This window comes from Aeromonas sp. 11P (genome assembly GCF_051920165.1).
Taxonomy (GTDB): Bacteria; Pseudomonadota; Gammaproteobacteria; order Enterobacterales; family Aeromonadaceae; genus Aeromonas; species Aeromonas veronii.
In genome coordinates this window covers 757,118-777,921 of record NZ_JBQBDJ010000004.1, presented here as the reverse complement: position 1 = coordinate 777,921, position 20,804 = coordinate 757,118, and the positions used below count along the sequence as shown (strand labels likewise).

The 20,804-nt window shown below is 60.1% G+C and carries 9 protein-coding genes; 5 read left to right on the top strand and 4 right to left on the bottom strand.

Annotation, left to right across the window (positions count from 1 at the left end; genetic code table 11):
* The first annotated feature begins 60 nt into the window (after positions 1–60).
* Complete coding sequence (locus ACTG1P_RS03720; RefSeq protein ID WP_440000509.1) at positions 61–10,740, top strand: retention module-containing protein; 10,680 nt, start codon at positions 61–63, stop codon at positions 10,738–10,740.
* A 99-nt stretch (positions 10,741–10,839) separates the two neighbouring features.
* Here the strand turns inward: ACTG1P_RS03720 and glpC are convergent, their stop codons facing one another.
* From glpC to ACTG1P_RS03700, 4 genes are all read right to left on the bottom strand, one after another.
* A complete protein-coding gene (gene glpC / locus ACTG1P_RS03715; RefSeq protein ID WP_440000508.1) occupies positions 10,840–12,042 on the bottom strand; it encodes an anaerobic glycerol-3-phosphate dehydrogenase subunit GlpC in 1,203 nt (400 codons plus the stop codon).
* Between the two features lie 51 nt (positions 12,043–12,093).
* Complete coding sequence (glpB, locus tag ACTG1P_RS03710) at positions 12,094–13,359, bottom strand: glycerol-3-phosphate dehydrogenase subunit GlpB (RefSeq protein WP_440000507.1); 1,266 nt, start codon at positions 13,357–13,359, stop codon at positions 12,094–12,096.
* The gene (gene glpA, locus ACTG1P_RS03705) at positions 13,349–15,022 is read right to left on the bottom strand and encodes an anaerobic glycerol-3-phosphate dehydrogenase subunit A (protein WP_069555955.1); all 1,674 of its coding nucleotides are present in this window, start codon (positions 15,020–15,022) and stop codon (positions 13,349–13,351) included. Before glpA ends, glpB begins: the two co-directional genes overlap by 11 nt.
* Before the next feature lie 242 nt (positions 15,023–15,264).
* Positions 15,265–15,720 carry a YchJ family protein gene (locus ACTG1P_RS03700; protein WP_440000506.1) on the bottom strand — a complete coding sequence of 152 codons (456 nt, stop codon included), beginning with the start codon at positions 15,718–15,720 and terminating at the stop codon, positions 15,265–15,267.
* 123 nt (positions 15,721–15,843) lie between these two features.
* Between ACTG1P_RS03700 and ACTG1P_RS03695 the strand changes: the two genes are divergently transcribed.
* The 4 genes from ACTG1P_RS03695 (at position 15,844) to ACTG1P_RS03680 (ending at position 20,764) form a co-directional block, all read left to right on the top strand.
* Positions 15,844–17,511, top strand: coding sequence for a methyl-accepting chemotaxis protein (locus tag ACTG1P_RS03695; protein ID WP_440000505.1), 1,668 nt, complete (start codon positions 15,844–15,846; stop codon positions 17,509–17,511).
* A 132-nt stretch (positions 17,512–17,643) separates the two neighbouring features.
* Positions 17,644–18,855: an ROK family protein gene (locus ACTG1P_RS03690; protein ID WP_440000504.1), complete on the top strand. Its 1,212-nt coding sequence runs from the start codon at positions 17,644–17,646 to the stop codon at positions 18,853–18,855.
* A 173-nt stretch (positions 18,856–19,028) separates the two neighbouring features.
* Complete coding sequence (locus tag ACTG1P_RS03685) at positions 19,029–19,784, top strand: tRNA-uridine aminocarboxypropyltransferase (protein ID WP_440000503.1); 756 nt, start codon at positions 19,029–19,031, stop codon at positions 19,782–19,784.
* Positions 19,785–19,987: 203 nt separating this feature from the next.
* Entirely contained in the window at positions 19,988–20,764 is a 777-nt protein-coding gene (locus ACTG1P_RS03680) for a TSUP family transporter (protein ID WP_440000502.1), read from the top strand.
* Positions 20,765–20,804: the final 40 nt, after the last annotated feature.

The window sequence follows — 20,804 nt, the reverse complement described above, 5'->3', positions numbered from 1 at the left end:
TGAACAGACAAGTACCCTGTAGGTACTGATGTTGGTGGTTAAAGTTTTGCTGGAGGTTGTATGGCAGAGTTGCAAATTGAAAAGTCCACGGTGATCACCCAACTCGAGGGCTCCGTGTTTGTCATCAGTGCAGATGGATCTGTCATGCGAGCAAAGGTGGGGATGGCGCTGCAGCCTGGGGATCGCCTGCAATCCGTTCAAGGGAGCAATTTTCAGCTAGCCGAGCCGGGCAGTGATCCTGCAGGCGAGCAAGAAACGGCCGCCAAACCTGAGCCCGTCACGCCTGCTGCTGATGGGCAACCGGCCGATCCGGAACTGGCCTCGTTGCAAGAGGCGATCCGTCAGGGTATCGATCCGACCGAGTTGTTCCAGGAGACCGCCGCAGGTATCGCAGCGCCTGCTGCAGGCAATATCGGTGGTGTGGCTGGTTCCAGCTCGGGTGGGTTTGTGGTGGTCGATCGTACCAATGATGCCACCCTGGCCGAGGCCGGTTTTGATACCGATTATGCGGTGCAACCGGTGGGCGATGAGCTGCTGTTTTCCGAAGAGCGCGATTTCTTTGCCGCCATCACCATCACCGAACCCCAAACCAGCGACAACATTATCAACGCCGATGAAGCGGCTGGCGTCATCATTCGTGGTGTGGTGGATGATGTGGAGGTAGGCCAGCCAGTCACCGTCACCCTTATCGATCAGGCGGGCAATTCACTGACGGTGACGACCGTGGTACTGCCCGGCTTGGTGTGGGAAGCCAATTTTGGCGATGTGACCGGCAAGCTGGTGGATGGCCCGTTGCAGATTGTGGCCAATACCCAGGATCAGGCGGGCAACAACGCCAGCGATACCGGACAGACTCTGCTCGATACCATCACCACCATTACCCTCGATCTCGCCGATGAGAGCGACACCGGTGCCAGCCAGACCGATGATCTGACCCGCGACAATACCCCGCTGCTGCAAGGGAAGGGGGAGCCCGGTGCCACCGTGACCCTGAGCCTTGGCGGCAACGTGCTCACCGTCCTGACGGTGGATGCCGCCGGTAATTGGCAATATCAGTTGCCACAGACCCTGGCCGATGGCCAGTACCAGTTTCAGGTCAATTCCGTGGATATTGCTGGCAACCGCGCCAGCGATACCCTCGTTATCAATGTCGATACCCAGGCATCTATCGACATCGATGATCTCGATTCCACAGCCCTGTTTGGCAACAGCAGCGCGACTCTGAGCGGCTCCACCAGCAATGTGGAGGCGGGTCAGAGCGTCACCATCACACTAGTCGACAGCAATGGCCAGCCGCTGTTGACCACCTCGGCACTGGTGGGAACCGATGGCCGCTGGCAGGTGAGTGGCCTGGATCTCTCCGGCATCAATCAATCCTTTGAAGTGCGGGCCAGCGTCACCGATTTGGCGGGTAATTCGGCCTTGGACGGCGCGCCTCTGATCGGCCAGAGCGAGACGCTCACGCTATCTGAAACTGGGCTGGCCAATGGCCCTGTCACGGCGACCGGTAGCCTCAATACCGGTGCCGGCCAGGATGGCAATCTGCAGGTCACCTTCGCCGCTGACCAGAGTGCATTGGAAGGGCTGGGGCTCGTCAGCCAAGGTGTGCCGCTTGGCTACTCCATTAATGGCCAGACCCTGACTGCCAGTGCCGGTGGGTCGACTGTCTTCACCCTGACTCTCAACAATGACGGCAGCTATCGCATTGTCTGGAGTCAGAGTTTGGATCACAGCCAAAATACCCTTCGTTTGCCGTTCAACCTCGAATACCGAGACAGCGATGGTGATCTGGTGAAAGCGCCGCTGGTGATCAATCTGGTGGACAGTAATCCGCCCAGCTTTAACTTTGATCTCCCGCCCATTACCCTGACCGAAGATGCCTTTACCAACGGCGCCGCCGTCGTCGGGGAGAGCAACTTTGTGGTCAAACACGGTGTCGATCCGTTGTTGGTGGATTCGCTGGTGTTTAGCAATCAGAGTGACACCCTGGCTACCCTCAACGGCTCGGGTCTTGCCAGCGATGGCCATCCACTGACGTTCGAATTTGCCGGTGATCGCACCCTGCTGGGCTACTACCTCGATGGCAATGGTCAGCGGGTAGAGGTATTGCGCGCCCAGCTGCTGGCTGAACAGCAGGGGAGCGATGTGGGCGGTCGGGTGGTAATCACCCTTACCGGCCCGCTCGATCATCAGGGTAGTGACAGCCTCTCGCTGGGGTTGCAGGTGAGTGCCAAAGAGATCGATGGCGACACCACCAGCGCCGACCTGACTCTGACCATCAACGACGGCAGTGATCCTTCGCTTGGTCTCGACAAGGGCGTTTCGTTGCAGGAGGGGGGCAACCAGAGCATCGATGGTCAGCTGCCGGTGACGGTGGGGAGCGATCGTCTGGTCTCCCTCAACTTTGAGGCGAGCCAACCGGCGCTGGCGGGGCTTACCAGCCAGGGCAAGGCGACGAGTTACGAGGTTCAAGACAACCAGCTGATCGTCAAGGATTGGCAGGGCAAGGCAATCCTCACCGTGACCATCGGGTTGGATGGCAAATACAACGTCTCCCTGACCGGTGTGTTTGACGAGCCGGAAGCGACCAACAGCCTCAACTTTGGCCTGAAGGTACAGGGCTCAGATTTTGACGGTGACAAGAGCAATCTCGGTACCCTCAATATCACCATTACCGACGGTGCCTTGCCGCAGGTTAATCCTGTCTCCCTCACGCTCACCGAAGATAGCAACTGGCAGCAGGGCCAGACCCTTGACGGCGATCTGGCTATCACCGCGGGCAGCGATCCGCTGACCAGCATTACCTTCGATGCCAATCAGCTGGGGCTGCAAGGGTTCACCTCGGGCAAGCAGGCCGTGACCATCACGGTGGCTGACCATCTTATCGAGGGGCGTACCCCCGATGGCAAGCTGGTGTTTGAGCTGACTCTCGGCAACGATGGCAAATACAGTTTTACCCTCCATCAACCGCTGGATCAGGGCAGTGCCGACAGCCTGCTCAAGGCGGGCTTTACCCTGCTCGACAGCGATGGTGACAAGGTCTCCTCTACCATTACCGTGGCGGTGGGGGATGGTGCCAATCCGACCATCTCCGCCGTGACTGGCACCACTATCACCGAGATGGCGCAAGGAGAGACGGCTGCCGTCAGCACCATGAGTTTCTCGGTCGCGCACGGCAGCGATGCCCTTGACCCCAACTCCCTCGGCTTTGATATCGCCGCAATCCAGAGCACCCTGACCGGACTCACCAGCCACGGCAACCCGGTCACTTTCGCCGTCGATCCCGCAACCGGCCAGTTGGTCGGAACCGCCGGTGGCCAGGTGGTGCTGCGCGCCGAGCTGAGCCTGGTCGATAACAACGGTAACTGGAGCGTCACCGCCAAGGTCACCCTGAGCGGCGAGCTGGATCATAAGGGGAGTGAATCCCTCAACCTGCCGCTGGCCGTCACCCTGGCCGACAAGGATGGCGATCGCATTGGTACCACGCTGCCGCTCACCATCGCGGACGGCAAGGCGCCGAGCTTTATCCCGGGCGCCGGTGTAACCCTGGATGAAGGGAACCTCACCGGCAGCAACAGCCTGAGTCAAACCGGTCACTTCGACGTGCAGGCAGGGTCGGATCGGGTGGTCGAGGTGGCGTTTGCCGATGGCAGCCAGCAACCGGCTCTCACAGCCCTCGGCCAAACCGTCAAATACGAGCTGCTTGATGGGGATCCCGCCATTCCGGGTAGTCAGCTGCTCAAGGGCTATGTGGTGGTCGATGGCCAGCGCGTCGAGGTGTTTGAGGTGCGGCTGGTTGGCGCACTCGATCAGGCGGGCAAGAACGGTTTTGACTATCAGGTCACCCTCTATCAGGGGATCCATCAGGGCGCCAACGCCGTGACCGAGCTGCCCATCAAGGTGATCGTCAACGACTACGACAAGGCGGGCGGCAACAACGACAGCACCAGTGGCACCCTCAATATCCAGATTGGGGAAGGAGATAAACCGACCCTCACTCTGACAGGTGTAACCCTCAGCGAAGGGCGCTTCGATGGCGCCAACTCGGCGGTGGATGACCAGCAGGCGAGCGGCAAGATCACCATCAAGGCTGACTCGGATCCGGTGACCGATGTGCGACTGACCCTCTCCGGTCAGGTTATGGATGCCAGCGGCAAGCCCATCACCCATAACGGCGAAACCCTGACCTGGAAAGCGGTTGGCACGGATGGTCACACTTTCCAGGCGGTGACCAGCTCTGGTCTGGTGGTGATGACGGTGTCCATCCCGACCGTCCCCGCCAGCATTGCCGCTCACACTAGCGCAGAGATCGGTTATCAGGTGACGGTGCATACCAACCTGGATCACGGAGCGGATGACAAACTCAACCTGACCTTGCCAATCAAGGTGACCGACAGCGATGGCAGCGTGATCACTGGCAGTACCACTGCCGTAATCACCGATGCTGACAATCCCGTGATCACCGCTATCGAGGGGGTCACCGTCAAGGAGTCGGATCTCAACGGGGGCAATGGCCAGCATGGAGGCACCAGCCCGTCAGGCACGGGAGAGGTTGCCATCGGTCAGGTGACGATCGCCGCCGGGAGTGACCGGGTGGCTTCTCTGCAACTGGATGTGGCTCGCTTTAACGCCCTCAACACCCTCACGTCGGGGGGCAAGGTCGTCACCATTGGCGCAGATAGCCAGCCGGGTGTGTATCTTGGCAAGGACAGCGCAGGCAAGCTCATCTTCAAGCTGACGTTGGATGTCTCCGGCCGCTACACCTTCGAGCTTATCGGCAATCTTGATCACAGCGCTCAGGGCAAGGATCTGCTGGATATCCAGCTGCCGTTACAGGCGCGGGACAGTGACGGAGACCTCAGTGCCGAAGTGATTGGTCATGTGAGCGTGCAGGATGATGTGCCCGTCGCCGTGGATGCGAACAAGACCCTGAATGAAGGAGCGAAAGTGATCGGCGATCTGCTGGCCACCGCCAGTGAGGGGGCGGACGATGCGGTAGTGAAATCGGTCACCATCAATGGTACCGAGCACCCCATCGCCGCAACGGGCAATACCACCATCTCGGTAACAGATGGCACAGGACAAGTCATCGGCACTCTGGTTATCAATGCCGAGGGTAACTACAGCTTCACTGCCAGGCCGGGCATTGATCACAGCAACAGCACTCTGGTGCAGCAGATTGAGTTCCACCTGGTGGACGGTGACGGAGATACCGATGATGGGGTTCTGACCCTGACCATCCGGGACGAGGCTGGCATGCTCAGCGTGAGCGCAGTCACCGGCCAGGAGGATGCCGGAGCAACCGATCCTGGCCAGGGAATCCCCATCACCATGAATCTGGATGTGGGGGATTTCGATCGGGGCGAGCATGTGGAGCAGCTGCTTATCCAGGCACCTGCCAATGCCCAGGGAACCTTCTATTTCAACGGTGTCGCGCTGACCACCATCACCCTGGGTGGCAAGACCTGGTATGAGGTGCCGCCTGCGGCCATGGTGGCGGTGGCCAACACCAACGACAAGTTCCAGCTCACCGGTGTCACCTTCGTGCCTAATCACGACTACTCAAGCTACAACAACGGAGGCAATCCGCTGCGCTTCCCGGTGCAGTTGCAGGTGGGCGTCACCGAGGGGAGCAAGCCCCCGGTGCTCACCGGCAATCTGGACATCACGGTGCAAGGTATTGCCGACAAACCCCTGTGGGATGCGGGTAGCACGCACCAGCACTACACCACTAACGAGGACAGCCGCGGCATTGCCCTCAATGTGCAGGCGAGCCTCACCGATACGGATGGCTCCGAGACCCTGACCTACCAGATCAAGTGGGAGTCGGGCCAAGGAACTCTGACCCTTAACGGCAAGGTGCTGACCCCGGGGGCAAACGGCCTCTATACAGTGGTTGGTGGCGACATCAACAAGGTGACCGTGGTTCCGGCCAAGGATTTCAGCGGTGACATCAAGCTGTCGGTGACCCCGATCAGCACGGAGCAGAACCCGATCGCTCCGGGCCAGGGTACGGCGCAGGGAGACAAGATTGAGCTGGTGATCAACGTCAATCCGGTGGCGGATGATGCCAAGCTGACCATTCGTGACATTCAGGGCAAAGAAGACACCCCGCTCGATCTGGGCAGCAAGATCTCCCTTGCTCATCTGGACGACAAACTCGATGGCTCCGAGCAGATGTTTGTCCGCATCAGCGGCCTGCCTGCTGGCGCGACCTTGTGGCTGGGCAGTGTAGCCGTGAGTCAGAACGCCGCGGGTTATTATGAGGTTCCTTTTGATCGTATTGGCGAACTCAAGCTGCAACCGCCGAAAAACAGCAACGTCGATTTTGATCTCACCATCAAGGGGGTGGTGAAAGACACGACGACCTTGACCGATGCCAATGGCCAGACCCATACCGTGGTCAACGAGAAAGAGACCGCTAGTCAGACACTTCATGTGGATCTGGTGGGGGTGGTCGATCAACCTCACTTTGATCTGGGCGGTACAGGCTGGGTGTCTGAAGGCGCTGGCTATACAATTACGGTGGCCGAGGATGGCAAAGCGCCGCTCAACTTCAAGCTGGTGTCCGGTGAACTGGCGGAGACCCCGCTAGATACCTCGGAAAGCCTTAACCTGGTGCTGAGTGGTCTGCCGGAAGGGGCTAGGGTATTCGATGCCAGCGGCAAGGAGCTGACGCTCACCTTTGCTGGACTCGATGCCCATGGCAAGCCGACCTATCAGGTTGATGTGTCGGATCTTGGCAATCTGGTGATCCAGCCGCCCCATAACAGCACAGAAGATTTGGACCTGATCGCCAAGGTGGTGGTGACCGAGAACGATGGTGATCACAAGAGCTTCGAGGTGCCGCTGCACATCAAGGTGGAACCGGAGATCGATGCCACCAACTACAGCAAGACCAGCCATGGCCTGGAAGATCAGTTCACCGTGCTGGACTGGCATCCGACCCTCACTGACGGCGCCGAGAAGGTGACGCACCTCAGTCTATCCGGTATCGAGCCCGGTTACGAAATCTGGATCCGGGTGGGAGGGGTCGAGACCCAGCTGACCGTGAATAGCGGTACGGTGGACTTGAGTGACACAGATCTGCAGAGCCTGTTAAACGGCGGCCAGCTGTTGGTCAAAGCACCGGAAGATAGTGACAGGGATACCACCATCCAGAGCCATGTCACCGTGACTCAGCGGGATGTGGACTCCAGTGTAGTGGCTAACAAGGTGATTGATGGTCAGCTGCATGTCGATATCCAGGCGGTGGTCGAACCCGATGGCGAGTTACAGATAGACAACCCCCTCCTCTTTGGCTTCCTCGATCAACCGGTGGATCTGGTTGGGGCACTCAGTTTTGACGACCGCGATCCCAGCAGCAGTGAGCGGATCGACTATCTGGTTATCAGCGATTTGCCCCCGGGATTTGTCGTTAATGGTGGTATCAGTGATGGTAAGGGTAACTGGACTGTACCGGCAGGCAATCTGGGCAATTACAGCTTGCAGGCACCGGATGGCTTTACCGGTCGGGTTAATTTCACGGTCAGTGCTCGGATTCTGGACTACAGCGATGACGGAGATATCAGTGCCCCCGTGGTTCGTGAAATGCCCGTGTCGGCAATCTTCATCTTTGCCAACGCGACCGATGAGAAGGCTGCCCAGATCATATTCCAACCTGCTGCCGTAGTCGGGGTTGAGGATCATGTGGTCGATCTCGGGGCTCAGCTCAAGTCGCAGATAACCATTGCGAATCAGGACAGTAGCCACGATGAAGTGAGTATTGTCATCACAGGGCTCCCGCCGGGAGTCACTTTGCAGGGGCTCAATTACGACTTCGTCAATGGCGAATACCTGATCAAACTGCCGACCAGTCTGAGTGGTCTGGAGAATTTGACGCTGGGGTTACCCACTGATTACGCCGGTACACTCAATCTAAACGTGCGAGTCGTTAATACCGATACCACCAGCGGCGATACCAAGCTGGTCGAGAAGCAAGTCACTCTCTCCATCACTCCGGAAGTAGATATCAACGGTGGCCAGGATGGTCAGCCCGCGCTGACGCTGCAGGTCAAGGATGTGAATGGTCAACCCAGCAACCAGGAAGATAGCGAGATCCACCTCGATCTCTCGGTGAAACTGGCCGATATCAGCCCCTCCATCTCCAATGGTGGCCTCGAAACCGTGGAGCGGGTCACCATCACGGTGGATGCAAAATATGGCTACTTCCTCGATGGCAGTGGCAAGCCGGTCAACACCCTGGTGGTTAACGATGTGGCTGCCCTCAAGGACTTGGTGTTCGTGCCCAAAGAGCACTTCAGCGGTCAGGTACCACTCGACATCAAGGTCGATATCGTCGATACCGCGTTGGTCGGTGGCCAACAGGTGACTGACAGCGGCAGCTGGAGCGGCCAGGTTGGCTTTGAGGTGAGACCGGTCAACGATCCGGCCCAGCTCTCGGTTCACAGCGTCACGGGGAGCGAGGATGGCACGGTCAACCTTGCCGGATTTGGCGCAACCCTTATCGACAATGATGGCTCGGAGCAGATCGTCGCGCTGCAGATCAAGGGGGTACCGGATGGCTTCACCCTGTCGGCTCCGGCGGTCAACAATGGTGGCGGCGTCTGGCAGGTACCCGTGGGGACCGATTTCTCCAAGCTGACCCTGATCCCGCCAGCTGATTTCAGCGGCACCGTGGAGCTGTCGCTGAGCGCCTTTACCCTCGACAAGGGGCTCACCATTCCGCTCGAAACCAGTGGCAGCTTTACCGTCACCGTCAATCCGGTGGGGGATGCCCTTATCGCCGACATTCAGAGTCAGGCGAGTGGTACCGAAGGGGATGTGATCACCCTTGATCTGGGGCTGGAGACCAGGGATACCCAGCCAACCGGCGGCAGTGCGGGTAATGTGCATGAGAACAAGCCCGAGCAGGTGCGGGTCACCATCGAAGGGGTGCCTGATGGTGCCGAGATCCGCTTGCCAAATGGCGTGGCTGGGACGGTTGTTGATCTGGGTGGCGGTCGCTGGCAGGTCACTACCGAGGGCGGCAAGTTGGGGGCGGTCGAGCTGGTGACCAATGATGCCAACGGTGCGCTGGATCTCAAGATTTCGGCCCATAGCCTCGACAACGGCGCCCTTGGCCCCGAAGTCAATGGCACCATCCATGTGGAGGTGAGCCCGGTCAACGATGCGCCAATCAACGTATTGCCAACGACCCCACTGGTTGCAGAGGAAGATCAGCCCTTCGTCATCCACGGTTTGCAGGTGAAAGATGTGGATGCGGGCAGCAGCCCCATCGAGGTTCGTCTCTCGGTCGAGCATGGCACCCTCAATCTGGTAGCGGGCAGCGGGGTGACGGTGACCGGCAACGGTAGCGGGATGCTGGTGCTCAGCGGGCCGCTGGATGCCATCAATGCGCTGCTGTCCGGTGGGGTGACCTATCAGGGTGAGCAGGACTTCAATGGTCAGGATCAGCTCACCATGGTGACCAACGATCTTGGCAATAGTGGCAGCGGCGGCGCACTGAGCGATACCGATGTGCTGCCCATCGAGGTGCAGCCGGTCAATGATGCCCCGGTCAATCAGCTGCCTGGCAGCATGACGGTGAAGGAAGATGGCTCACTGTCGCTCTCCGGCGTCAGCGTGAAGGATGTGGATGCAGGCAGTGCGCCTGTCTCCATGGTGCTGCGGGTCGAGCATGGTGTGCTGACCTTGCTGGGTGCAACCGTTGCCGTGATGGTACAGGGGACGGGTACCAGCGAGATCACCCTGGTGGGGTCGCTGGCTGATCTCAACCAGTTGCTGGCAAGCAACCTGCACTATGAACCGGCCAAAGATTTCTGGGGAGAGGATACCCTTACCGTCACCACCTCCGATCAGGGCAACACTGGTGTGGGTGGCCCGCTGAGCGACACCGATCAGGTGACAATCACGGTTACTCCCGAGCCGGATATGCCGGGTCTGACGGTGGATCAGCATGCGTTCCATGCCTTGCAGGGGGCCGTTATCCCCCTTGGTATCAATGCCAGCGTGGTCAATCCGGCCACTGGCGAGCTCTCCATCCGCATCAGCGGCCTGAATGGGGCGCAGGTGCAGGACGAGCATGGTCAGAGCGTCGGTCATGCCGATGGCAATGGCGACTGGCTGATCCCGGCCGATCACTCGGTTCCGCTCTACTTCAGCGGTTTTGGCGACGGTGACCATGTGCTGGGGATCAGTGCCGAGTCGAATGTCGGCGGCTCAACCGTCAGCACGCCCCTTGAGACCATTATGGTGCACGGCCAGAGTGGTAATGAGCTGGTCGGTTCCGATCAGGGGGATTGGCTGTTTGGTTCCTCCGGCGATGACCGTCTATTGGGGGGGCATGGCAACGACATTCTCACCGGCGGGGCTGGCAGCGATCTCTTCGTTTGGCAGCACGGGGATGAGGGGAGTCAGGGGCAGCCCGCTATCGATACCATCACCGACTTCCATCCGGAGCAAGGGGACAAGATCGATCTGGCTGACATGCTGCAAGGGGTCACTGGCAATGGTGTCGATGATCTGCTCAAGCATCTCTCAGCCTCGGTGACCACGGGAAGCAATGGCCTGAGCGATGTGAATCTCTCGGTGGCGCCAGCAGGGGATGGTCATGTGACCCAGCAGATCACCCTGAAGGATGTGGATTTGACCAGCTGGAATCTCACCAGCACCTCGTCCCACGATATCCTGCAGAGCATGCTGGAAGATCAGCATAGCCTGATCATCCAGCACCCCTGATAGCGGGCGTGAAGCGTAAAAAAGAAGAGCCGGCAATTGCCGGCTCTTTGTTTATCTCTGCGTGGATTGTTTTTATGCGGCCGCTGGGACCGGGGGGATTCAGGCCAGCGCTTGGGCTAGCAGGTGGATCGGATGTTCACAGCGGAAGCTGGTGCTCATCTCGATCTGCCATTTGCAGGTTTCGCAGTCGGTAATCACCAGATCGGGGGAGAGGCGGTTGATCTGATCAAACAGCCCCTCGCCGATGGTCTGGCTGGTTTCGTAGTTCTCCGACTTGAAACCGTAGGTGCCGGCGATGCCGCAGCACTGGGACTCCAGTACCGTCACCTTGACCCCGGGAATGGCGCGCAGCAATTCGAGGGTGTAGATGACGCCCCCCATTTTTTCCATGTGGCAGGGGGTGTGGTAGGCGATGTGCAGATTGAGCGGCTTCATCGCCGGTTTGTTGCCCTTGTAGAACTCGTTCCACAGGAAGCGGGTCACCAGCGAGATGCGATCCCGCACCTTGTGGTTGTCCTGCTCCAGCAGGTGGGGATATTCATCGCGCAGGGTAAAGCCACAGGTGGAGGAGGTGGCCAGCAGCGGCATCTCGTTGCCCAGCAGGGAGTTCTCCATCTGCTTGATATTAAAGGCCGCCTGCTGCTTGGCCTTGTTCATGAAGCCGTTGGCAATCAGTGGCACACCGCAGCACTTCTCCCGCTCCAGCAACTGCACACCGATGTTCATGGCGTTGAGCACCTTTACCAGCTCCTTGCCAAGCTGCGGGTGGTTGTAGTTGACGTAGCAGCCGTGGAAGTAGGCGATCTGCCGCGCAAAGCGGGCCTGAGATTCTTTTTGCTTCTTGTACCAGCCGCGGAAGGTGCCCTGGGAGTATTTGGGCAGGTCGCGGTGGGATGAGACCCCCAGCGCCTTGTCCAGCACCAGCTTCATCGGCTTGAGGCCGGTGGTGAAGTTGACCACCGGGGCCATCAGGGTGGACATGCTGCCCATCAGATCGGTGTGGGAGAGCACGAACTCGCGGATCCCCGGTTTGAAACCGCTGTACTGATGCTTGGCCTTGGCGATGATGTCGCCGATGCGCACCCCGCTCGGGCAGGCAACTTCGCAGCGTTTGCAGTTGGTGCAGTGCTTGAGGGCGCTGTCAAAGAGCTCCGGGCTCTTGATCCGCAGCCGCTCGCCATCCGGGCCCGCCTGTTTCGGGCCGGGGTAGGCGGGGTTGGCCTTGGCCACCGGGCAGTAGGCGGTACAGACGGTGCATTTGATGCACTGATCGAAAGTTTGGTTGGCGTGATCCAGTAGCATGTCAGTTCTCCTCCCGGCGATGATGAAGACACGGGATATGGGACGTAGTAATCATTGGGCCGCGCCCAGAATATGGCCGGCAGCCTGCCAGCCGGTGGCAACGGCAACGCCGGAGCCGGAACCTTCACGAATTGGGTCGTAATGGGCCAAGACACTGCCCGCGCCATAGAGGTTGGTGAGCGGCTTGCCGCCACGCAGCACTCTGAGCTTGTCGTCGGTCTTGACCCCGAAGCCCATGAAAGGGTGGTGATCGAACAGGCGGCGACCGGCCCAGGCGTCACGCTCCTCAAGACTCAGCACATCGGCATCGAAGATGGGCTCGCGAATGCCACGCAGACGGGATTCCAGCCCGCGGCTGAAGAAGCTGCCGGAGGCAAGCACGAAGTTGTCCGCCTCGAACAGCTGATCATCGCCATTCTGGGTATGTACGCCGACCACCCGGTCACCTTCGTAACGGGCGCCCAGCACCCGCTCGCTGGTGAGGAAGGTGCCACCAAGGGCCATAAAGCGGCGCTTGAGCGCCTCCTGCATCCGCATCCCGATCAGTGATGGCGGCATGGTGGCCACCTCCTTGATGGTGCAGCCGGTGCGCTGCTCCAGCTCCGCCAGACGCGGGCCTACCAGCCCCAGCGAAAGGCAGGCGGGCAGCACGATATGGCGGCAGCCGGGTACACCGCTCTCCTGCACCATGCGGCTGATCTCGCGGGCCAGATCGGCCACCAGATGATGCTTGTCACAGAGGCGCGCGATATCGGCGGAGCGAAACTCGTGGGGATTGCGGCTGAATTCGGCCAGCTGGGGCAGGCGGATTTCGCCGGTCAGAATGCGACAGTGGGCGAAGCGCGGATGGGTCGCCAGATTGGCGGCCGCCAGCGCCGGATGAAAGTCACGAAAGCCCTCGAGGGTGGCCAGCAGCAATACATCCGGGATCGGCGCATCGGTGACGCAGGCACAAGTATCGGGGGAGAGCCAGGTGCGCTTGAGGGTACCGATGGGAGTCAGGCGCTGGTGATTGGTGTCGTGGCGAACCAGCGGCAATCCCTGCTCGGCGCAGTGGCGCTGCAGATCGGCCAGGCTCGCTTCGATATTCTGCATTCCCACCTTGCTGTAGGGGTGATCCGGATGGGCAGCCATAAAGGCGGGCAGGGCGGCGCGGGGATCTCCCTCGCTTTCGAGCAGATCGATCGAGCCGGAGGAGAAGTGCAGGGCACTCTGGCCGGAGGCCATCAGCAGGGTCTTCTGGCCCGCCTCCACCAGCCGCAGGGCGGCCGAGAGTCCCGCCATGCCACCGCCGATAACGATATTGTCAAACTTCATGACGGCTCTCCTTGTGAGTGGTCTCGCTGGTTGGGTCGCGTGGGGTATCGGCAACCAACTGCGGCGCCGTCCATTCTCCCAGGCCAAACAGCCCTTCGTAGATCCAGTAGGTGAACTCGGCCTCGCGCAGGGCATCGCCCCACAGGACGGGGCGGGTCCCCTTGTAGCGCTCTTCCAGGAACTGGCGCAGCATGACGCAGGCCTGACGACCGTCAGCCTTGCCATACTCCTGCATCAGACCGGCGGCGCGGTAGGCGCACAGCTCGCCCTGACAGGGCCCCATCCCCAGACGGGTGCGGCGGCGCAGGTCGATGAGGTTGTCCACATCCAGCTCGCGCAGGGCGTATTCGATTTCGCCTGCGGTGACCATTTCGCACTCGCAGATAAGGGCGTTGGCCTTGGGATTGTCACGGAAGAAGGCGATGACCCGCTCGCCGTGGCGGTACTGGGCTGAGCCTTCGACCGGCACCGAGAGACCGGGGGCGGAGACCTTTTCCGGATCCCGCGAGCCGGGCAGGCTCAGTTCGGCGGTCTGGCAGGGCTTGCTGTTACCGAGTTTCTTGGCCAGCAGATCGGTGGCCCACTCAGCCATCAGGCGGTAGGTCATCAGCTTGCCGCCGGTGATGGTGTTGAAGCCCTTGAGACCATCCCGCTCGGCGTGATCCAGCAGCACGATACCGCGGCTGATGTTGCGGCCGGTGTCGTCACCGTCCACCGCCACCAGCGGGCGCACCCCGGCATAGGCGCGCAGCAGGCGGGTGCGCGCCATGATGGGAGCAAGCTTGATCCCTTCGCGCAGCAACACTTCGACCTCTTCGGGTTCGACGGTGAGCTGGTCAATCTTGTTGTAATCGATGCGACTCGAGGTGGTGCCGATGAGGGAGATGGTATCGCCCGGCACCAGAATGTCCGCATCCGCCGGTTTGCGGGCACGGTTGAGCACCAGCTGGTTGATGCGGTAATCCATGATGAGTAGGGAGCCCTTGGCCGGGAACATGCGGATGCCGAGATCGGCATATTCGCAAATTTGCTGGCCCCAGATGCCGGCGGCGTTGATCACCTCCTGACACTCCACCTCAAACGCTTCGCCGGTGCGGGTGTTGATCGCCTTGACCCCGTGTACCCGATCTTGCGTGCGCAGCAGCCCCAGCACCTTGCAGTGGGTGAAAATGCGGGCGCCATGCTCTTTCGCATCCAGCACGTTGGCGGCGGCGAGTCGGAACGGATCGACCGTGCCATCCGGTACATGGATGGCGCCGATCATCGCCGGGTTGGCGTTGGGCTCCATGCGCAGGGCTTCACCGGGATCGAGCTGGCGGGTTTCGATACCGGCCAGGGCGCAGGCATCCATAAAGGTGGTTTGGAAATTGATGTCATCTTCCGGCAGGGTGAGGAAGAGGCCGCCCGTGTCCTCGACACAGTGGCTGGCAATCCGCTTGAGGATGCGGTTTTCCTGGATGCATTCGCGGGCGGACTCCTGATCCGTCACCGCGTAGCGGGCACCGGAGTGAAGCAGGCCGTGGTTGCGGCCGGTGGTGCCGGCGGCGATATCATCGCGCTCGAGCAGGATGCAGTCGATGCCTCGCAGTGCGCAATCGCGCATGATGCCGGCCCCTGTGGCACCGCCGCCTATGATGACGACTTGTGTGGTTATTCTTTTCATTGTTGCCCGTCTCATCTCTTCCAGATGAGGCCAGTGTGGCCTACTTCTGAGTGGAAATGTTTGATATGGGCCAAATTTGCGTTCGCAAACGCTCATTTGCTCGCGCGTTAATGAGCATTATGTGAGATTTGTCACGCTTGTTATCGCATCGGTTGATGGTCTGGTGGCGAATGGTAGGCACAAAAAAGGGGCATCGGATGCCCCTTGTCACAGTTTGACGAGTCTGGTGGGTGTGTGATGCGTCAGCCGCAGCACTTCTTGTGCTTTTTGCCGCTGCCACAGGGGCAGGGATCGTTGCGTCCCGCCTTGAGGGGGGCCGGATCCTGCTCCCCCTCGGTGTAGACCCAGCGCCCCTGATAACGCACGAAGCGGGAACGCTCATGGAGGCAGTGACGCTCATCCCCCTCCAGAAACCAGGCTTTGAACTCCACCATCCCGGTTTCATCCTCCGGGCCGGCCTGGCTGGCGATGATTTCGAGACCATCCCAGCGGGTGTCGATGCGTGAAAGCTCTTCGGCGGTGAGACCGCCAAGGTAGGCCGGGTGCCAGCTATGGACCAGATACTCCCCCAGACCGAGCACAAAAGCGCTGTAGCGAGAGCGCATCAGCTGCTCCGGGGTGTCAGCCACTGCGCCACTGTGACGTGAGCCACAGCACAATTCGAGAGAAAGGGTTGAGCCGCAAGGACAAAGATTCATGATTTTCACGTTCTGGCCGATTTGTTTAAGGGAATTGTAACGAAAGCTGGGCTCGCCCTGCCAGCACCTATACTGATGAGTAAGCAAGGAATTCCAATAAAAACAGCTGCAAGGATGTGAAAGATGACGCTAAAGCAGAAAATCCTGTTACTGGGTGCAGTCCCCGTACTGTTGATGGCCCTGGTGGTTAATCTCAGTAACTACATGGTCTCCAAGAGCGATCTGGAGTCTGATCTGGTGGTGGCGAGGGAAAATGCCATCAAGGAGCGTAAAGCGCTGCTCAGCAGTTACATCATGATGGCCAAAACCGCCGTCGAAGCCGTGTATTCCCTGCCGGATTCACCGGAAAATCGTCAAAAGGTCAAAGAGTTGCTCAGGCCGCTGCGTTACAGCAGTGACGGCTACTTCTTTGTCTATGACTTCGAGGGCAACACCATACTGCTGCCGGTGCGTACCGAGCTGGAGGGGAAAAACCGCTGGAACGACAAGGATGCCAAGGGCAAGTTGCTGATCCAGGAGATCCTTAAATCGGCCCGTCAGGGGGATGGTTTTACCGAATACTGGACGGCCAAGCCCTCCATCGGTCGCGATGCTCCCAAACTGGCCTTTACTCTGGTGCTGGACAAATACCAGTGGGCCATTGGCACCGGTTTTTATATCGATGATATCGACAACGAGCTGGCGGCCTTGCGGGCAGAGCGCGAGAGCAATATGCACGAGTCGCTGCAGAGCAGTGTGCTGGTGATCCTGTTGATCCTCGGTATCACCCTGGCGGCGACCGTTATTGTAGGCAACCGGGTCACCAAGCCGCTGGCGGATGCGGTACTGGCATTGAACGATATCGCCAACGGCGACGGGGATCTGACTCAGCGCCTCAAGGTGCAGAGCCAGGACGAGATTGGCCAGTTGGCCAGCGCTTTCAACCGCTTTGTCGAGCGGATCCAGTCGGTGGTGAGTCAGGTGGGCGAGACCAGCAACCACCTCTTTAGCGCGGTCGACAAATTGCACCATCTGAGCGAGCACTATGACCATCAGATGCAGGGCCACAGTCGCGAGACCGATCAGGTGGTCACAGCGGTGACCGAGATGAGCTCCACCGCACAGGAGGTGGCGGCCAGTGCCTCCAATGCCGCGACAGCAACCAGCGATGCGGCCCGTGAATCGGATGCCGCCCGGGGGGTGGTGAGCGGGGCTATCAACAGTATCAACCGGCTGGTGGGGGAGGTGCATACCGCCTCCGGCGTTATCGAACAGCTGGCGCAAGAGACCGCCAAGATTGGCTCGGTGGTGGAGGTCATTCGCGGCATTGCCGAGCAGACCAACCTGCTGGCGCTGAACGCCGCCATCGAGGCGGCCCGTGCCGGTGAGCAGGGGCGGGGCTTTGCGGTGGTGGCGGACGAAGTGCGTTCGCTGGCCGGTCGTACCCAACAGAGTACCAAGGAGATCAACGAGATGCTGCAACGTCTGCAGGGCGGGGTGAAGCAGGCGGTGGAGGTGATGCAGGCGAGCGAGGATCGCAGCCAGGAGACGGTGCAGGAGGCGAGCCATATCGCCAGCTCCCTCGACAGCATGGTGATGGCGGTCAGTACCATCAACGACATGAACATCCAGATCGCCACCGCCGCCGAGGAGCAGCACGCGGTATCCGAGGAGATCAACAAGAACCTGGTGGCCATTCAGCAGATTGTCAGCGAGCTGACCAGCGCGGCGGTGGAATCCAACAGCACCACCCGCGATCTGGCCAGTACCGGCGACAAATTGCGCAAACTGGTCTCGCAATTCCGTTATTGATCTTGCAATGGTCCGTGACGGCAACCACAAGATGCGGCCTGACCCCCGGTTCAGGCCGCACTTTATTTGGGGATTGACCAATAATGTGTGAAAATTGCCAGCCTCTTTTTTTCAGCCTTTGCCCCATACCCTATGAATGAGATCGTGAAAGGTAGTATCGATTTGATCCGGCAGCTCAACTACGGCCTGGTCTATGCCAGCCTGGAAGAGCACAAGGAGCTGTCGCGCACCGATCTCTCCCGCCTGACCGGCCTCTCGCCTGCCAGTATCACCAAGATCACCCGGGAACTGCTCGATGGCGGTTTGGTGGTCACCTGTGGTGAAAGTTCAGTGGGGCGCGGCCGTCGCCAGACGCTGCTGCGCATTAACGAGCGCCGCTTCCAGTTTCTCTCCATGCGTCTTGGCCGTGGCTACGTGGATATGGCGCTGTTTGACTTCTCCGGCCGTTCGCTGGCCCGCCAGCGCCACCTCTTTACCGAGGAGGAGCGCGCCGATCTGCTGGGCAGTCTGGTGCATGCCATCAAGGTGTTTTTGCCGAGAAAGTCCCTCAGTCTGGCCTGCATCGCCCTCTGTCTGCCGGGTCAGGTAGAGCGCCACTCCGGCATGGTCAAGCACTTCCCCTTCTACGATCTGCGCAACTGGCCCCTTGGCCCGACACTGCAACAGGCGTTCTCGGTACCTGTGCTGGTAAGCGGTGACGTGCGCACCTGGATCCAGGCTGAGCGGGAGTGGGGGGCTGCCAAAAATTGCGCCGATGCGGTACTGGTGTTTGTCCACAACGACATCGGGGTCGGCATGGTGGTCAATGGTCAGCTCATCGAGAGCGAGAATGCGCTGCTCGGGGATCTCAGCCACCTGCAGCTCGAGCCCTATGGCCAGCGCTGCTACTGCGGCGGCTTTGGCTGCGCCTGCACCCTGGTGACCAATCAGGCGCTGGAGGCGCAATACCGGGATCTGCGCGAGCGGATGCAGGAGCACGACTTGCCCGAGAGCGTCACCATCCGCGAGCTGTGCGAGCTGGCGCTTGCAGGCAACAGCCTTTGTCAGGATATTCTCCATCAGGCGGCGGGTCTCCTCTCCAAGGTGCTCTCCAATCTCATCTGCCTGCTCAATCCGGGCAAGCTGCTGCTGGGGGGGGAAATCACCCGTGCCGATCGGTTGCTGTTCCCCATGCTGCACCAGTCGCTGGCCAGCCAGTTGCCCGCCGAATATCTTGTGCGGCTGCAGATTGAATCCACCCACTTCTACGAAGATCCCACCAAGCCCACCTCGGTGCAGGTGCACAAGGCGCTGCGCGATGGCAGCCTGTTGCTTGAGCTGCTGCGCAGCTGTCAGGAGTCGTAAGGCAAGAGAGTTTGGCACTGCGTCTGGCGAAAGGGGCAGGGATTGCTGTTCCGCCAGCGCGTAACTCGGTACAATCTTGCGCTTTTCCGGCAGCCCCCTGTTATCGTGCCCTGTGGCGCCATGACATGTTGACACCGTTGCCGTTCCTGTTTTGACTCCAGTTGTGAACCTAGATGAAGCCTGTTCCTGATCACGCCGTCAACCGCCTGCGGGCTTGGCGCAAGAGTATCTCTACCCGACCGTTTCTCGCCCGTGGCGGCACCCTGGCTCGTTGCCCCGCCTGTCAGCTGCGCGAGGATTGGTGTGCCTGCGCGTGGCGCCCCGAGCTCAAAGCGGAGGCCGGTTTCTGCCTGCTGATGTATGACAGCGAGCCGATGAAGCCCTCCAACACCGGTCGCCTGATCGCCGATGTGTTGCCGGATACCACCTGGGCGTTTCTCTGGTCACGTACCCAGCCCTATCCCGAGTTGCTGGCCCTGCTGGCCGATCCCGCCTGGCAGCCCTATGTGGTCTTTCCCGCTTGCGAGAAGGAGCCTGCCCGCCTGACCGGCGAGGTGACGCTGGCACCGGGTAAAAAACCGCTCTTTATCCTGCTCGATGGCACCTGGCCGGAGGCGCGCAAGATGTTCAACAAGAGCCCCTATCTAGACGGTTTTCCGGTGCTCGCCATCAAACCCGACGCGCTCTCCACCTACGGCATGCGGGTCGCCAACTGCGACGAGCACCTCTGCACCGCCGAAGTGGCGGCCTGCGTGCTGGAAGTGGCGGGAGAGCTCAAGGCGGGGCAGGCACTGCAGCACTGGTTCAATCTGTTCAGCAGCCGCTACATGGCCGGTCGGGTCAGCCGTTTCCCCGGTGCCGATGAGGATCATCTCTGTGAGGCGCTGGCAGCCATCAAGGAAGCGAAGGTCGCTTCAACTGCTTGCTAACGGGGCCCTCTTCTGAGGAGGCAGGGGCCTGACAGCTCAAATTAATGAAAATCAGGAATCAATTGGCTGCCACTGTTTCGTTAGATTCATGGTCAGTGGCCCGTTAGGATAGCGGGCAGCCTGTGCCACCCCCGCACAACGTCGTTTTGGTGTTCTCCGGTTGCCCGACCCCTTCGGGCAACCCACTCTCGTGAGGTCTATGGATGGAATTGGAACTGGTTACCTTGTTTGCCCTGCTCGGTGTAGCGCTTGTCGCCGGCTTTATCGATGCCATCGCCGGTGGCGGCGGTCTGCTGACGGTGCCTGCTCTGCTGGCCACCGGCATGCCGCCCGCGCTAGTGCTCGGCACCAACAAGCTGCAGAGCAGCTTTGGCTCCTTCTCCGCCACCTGGTTCTATGCCCGCAAGGGGCTGCTGGAGTGGGCCATGATCTGGCCTGCGGTGATCTGCACCTTTATCGGTGCGGCCATCGGCACGCTAGCGGTGCAGACCATAGACGCCGCCATTCTCGAGCGCCTGCTCCCTTTCCTGCTGATGGCCTTTGCCTGCTACTTCTACTTCTCGCCGCGGGTAAGCGATGCCGAGAGCTCCCGCCGTCTGACTCCCATGCTGTTTGCGTTGCTGGTGGGGGGCGGTGTCGGCTTTTATGACGGCTTCTTCGGGCCGGGCACAGGTTCGTTTTTTGCCATCGGTTTCGTGGCGCTGGCGGGCTTTGGCATGGCGCGCGCCACCGCCCATACCAAGCTGCTCAACTTCACCTCGAATATCGCCTCCCTGCTGTTCTTTGCGCTCGGTGGCAAGGTGGTGTGGAGTGTCGGTTTTTGCATGGCGCTGGGGCAGTTTATCGGCGCCCGCTTCGGCTCCAAGATGGTGTTGAAAAAAGGGGTGAAGCTGATCAAGCCGCTGCTGGTGACCGTCTCCTTGCTGATGTCTGCCAAGCTGGTGTGGAGCCAGTATCCCGAGCTGTTTGCCTGGATCTGATGTGCGCCTTGCTTGCCGCATCGCAATTGTTAACGGGGCC

Bases quoted from the DNA above. Each gene is read 5' to 3' on its own strand.
- ACTG1P_RS03680 (WP_440000502.1), top strand. From the start codon at position 19,988: ATGGAATTGGAACTGGTTACCTTGTTTGCCCTGCTCGGTGTAGCGCTT.
- ACTG1P_RS03695 (WP_440000505.1), top strand. From the start codon at position 15,844: ATGACGCTAAAGCAGAAAATCCTGTTACTGGGTGCAGTCCCCGTACTG.
- ACTG1P_RS03685 (WP_440000503.1), top strand. From the start codon at position 19,029: ATGAAGCCTGTTCCTGATCACGCCGTCAACCGCCTGCGGGCTTGGCGC.
- glpC (WP_440000508.1), bottom strand. From the start codon at position 12,042: ATGCTACTGGATCACGCCAACCAAACTTTCGATCAGTGCATCAAATGC.
- glpA (WP_069555955.1), bottom strand. From the start codon at position 15,022: ATGAAAAGAATAACCACACAAGTCGTCATCATAGGCGGCGGTGCCACA.
- ACTG1P_RS03690 (WP_440000504.1), top strand. From the start codon at position 17,644: ATGAATGAGATCGTGAAAGGTAGTATCGATTTGATCCGGCAGCTCAAC.
- ACTG1P_RS03700 (WP_440000506.1), bottom strand. From the start codon at position 15,720: ATGAATCTTTGTCCTTGCGGCTCAACCCTTTCTCTCGAATTGTGCTGT.
- ACTG1P_RS03720 (WP_440000509.1), top strand. From the start codon at position 61: ATGGCAGAGTTGCAAATTGAAAAGTCCACGGTGATCACCCAACTCGAG.
- glpB (WP_440000507.1), bottom strand. From the start codon at position 13,359: ATGAAGTTTGACAATATCGTTATCGGCGGTGGCATGGCGGGACTCTCG.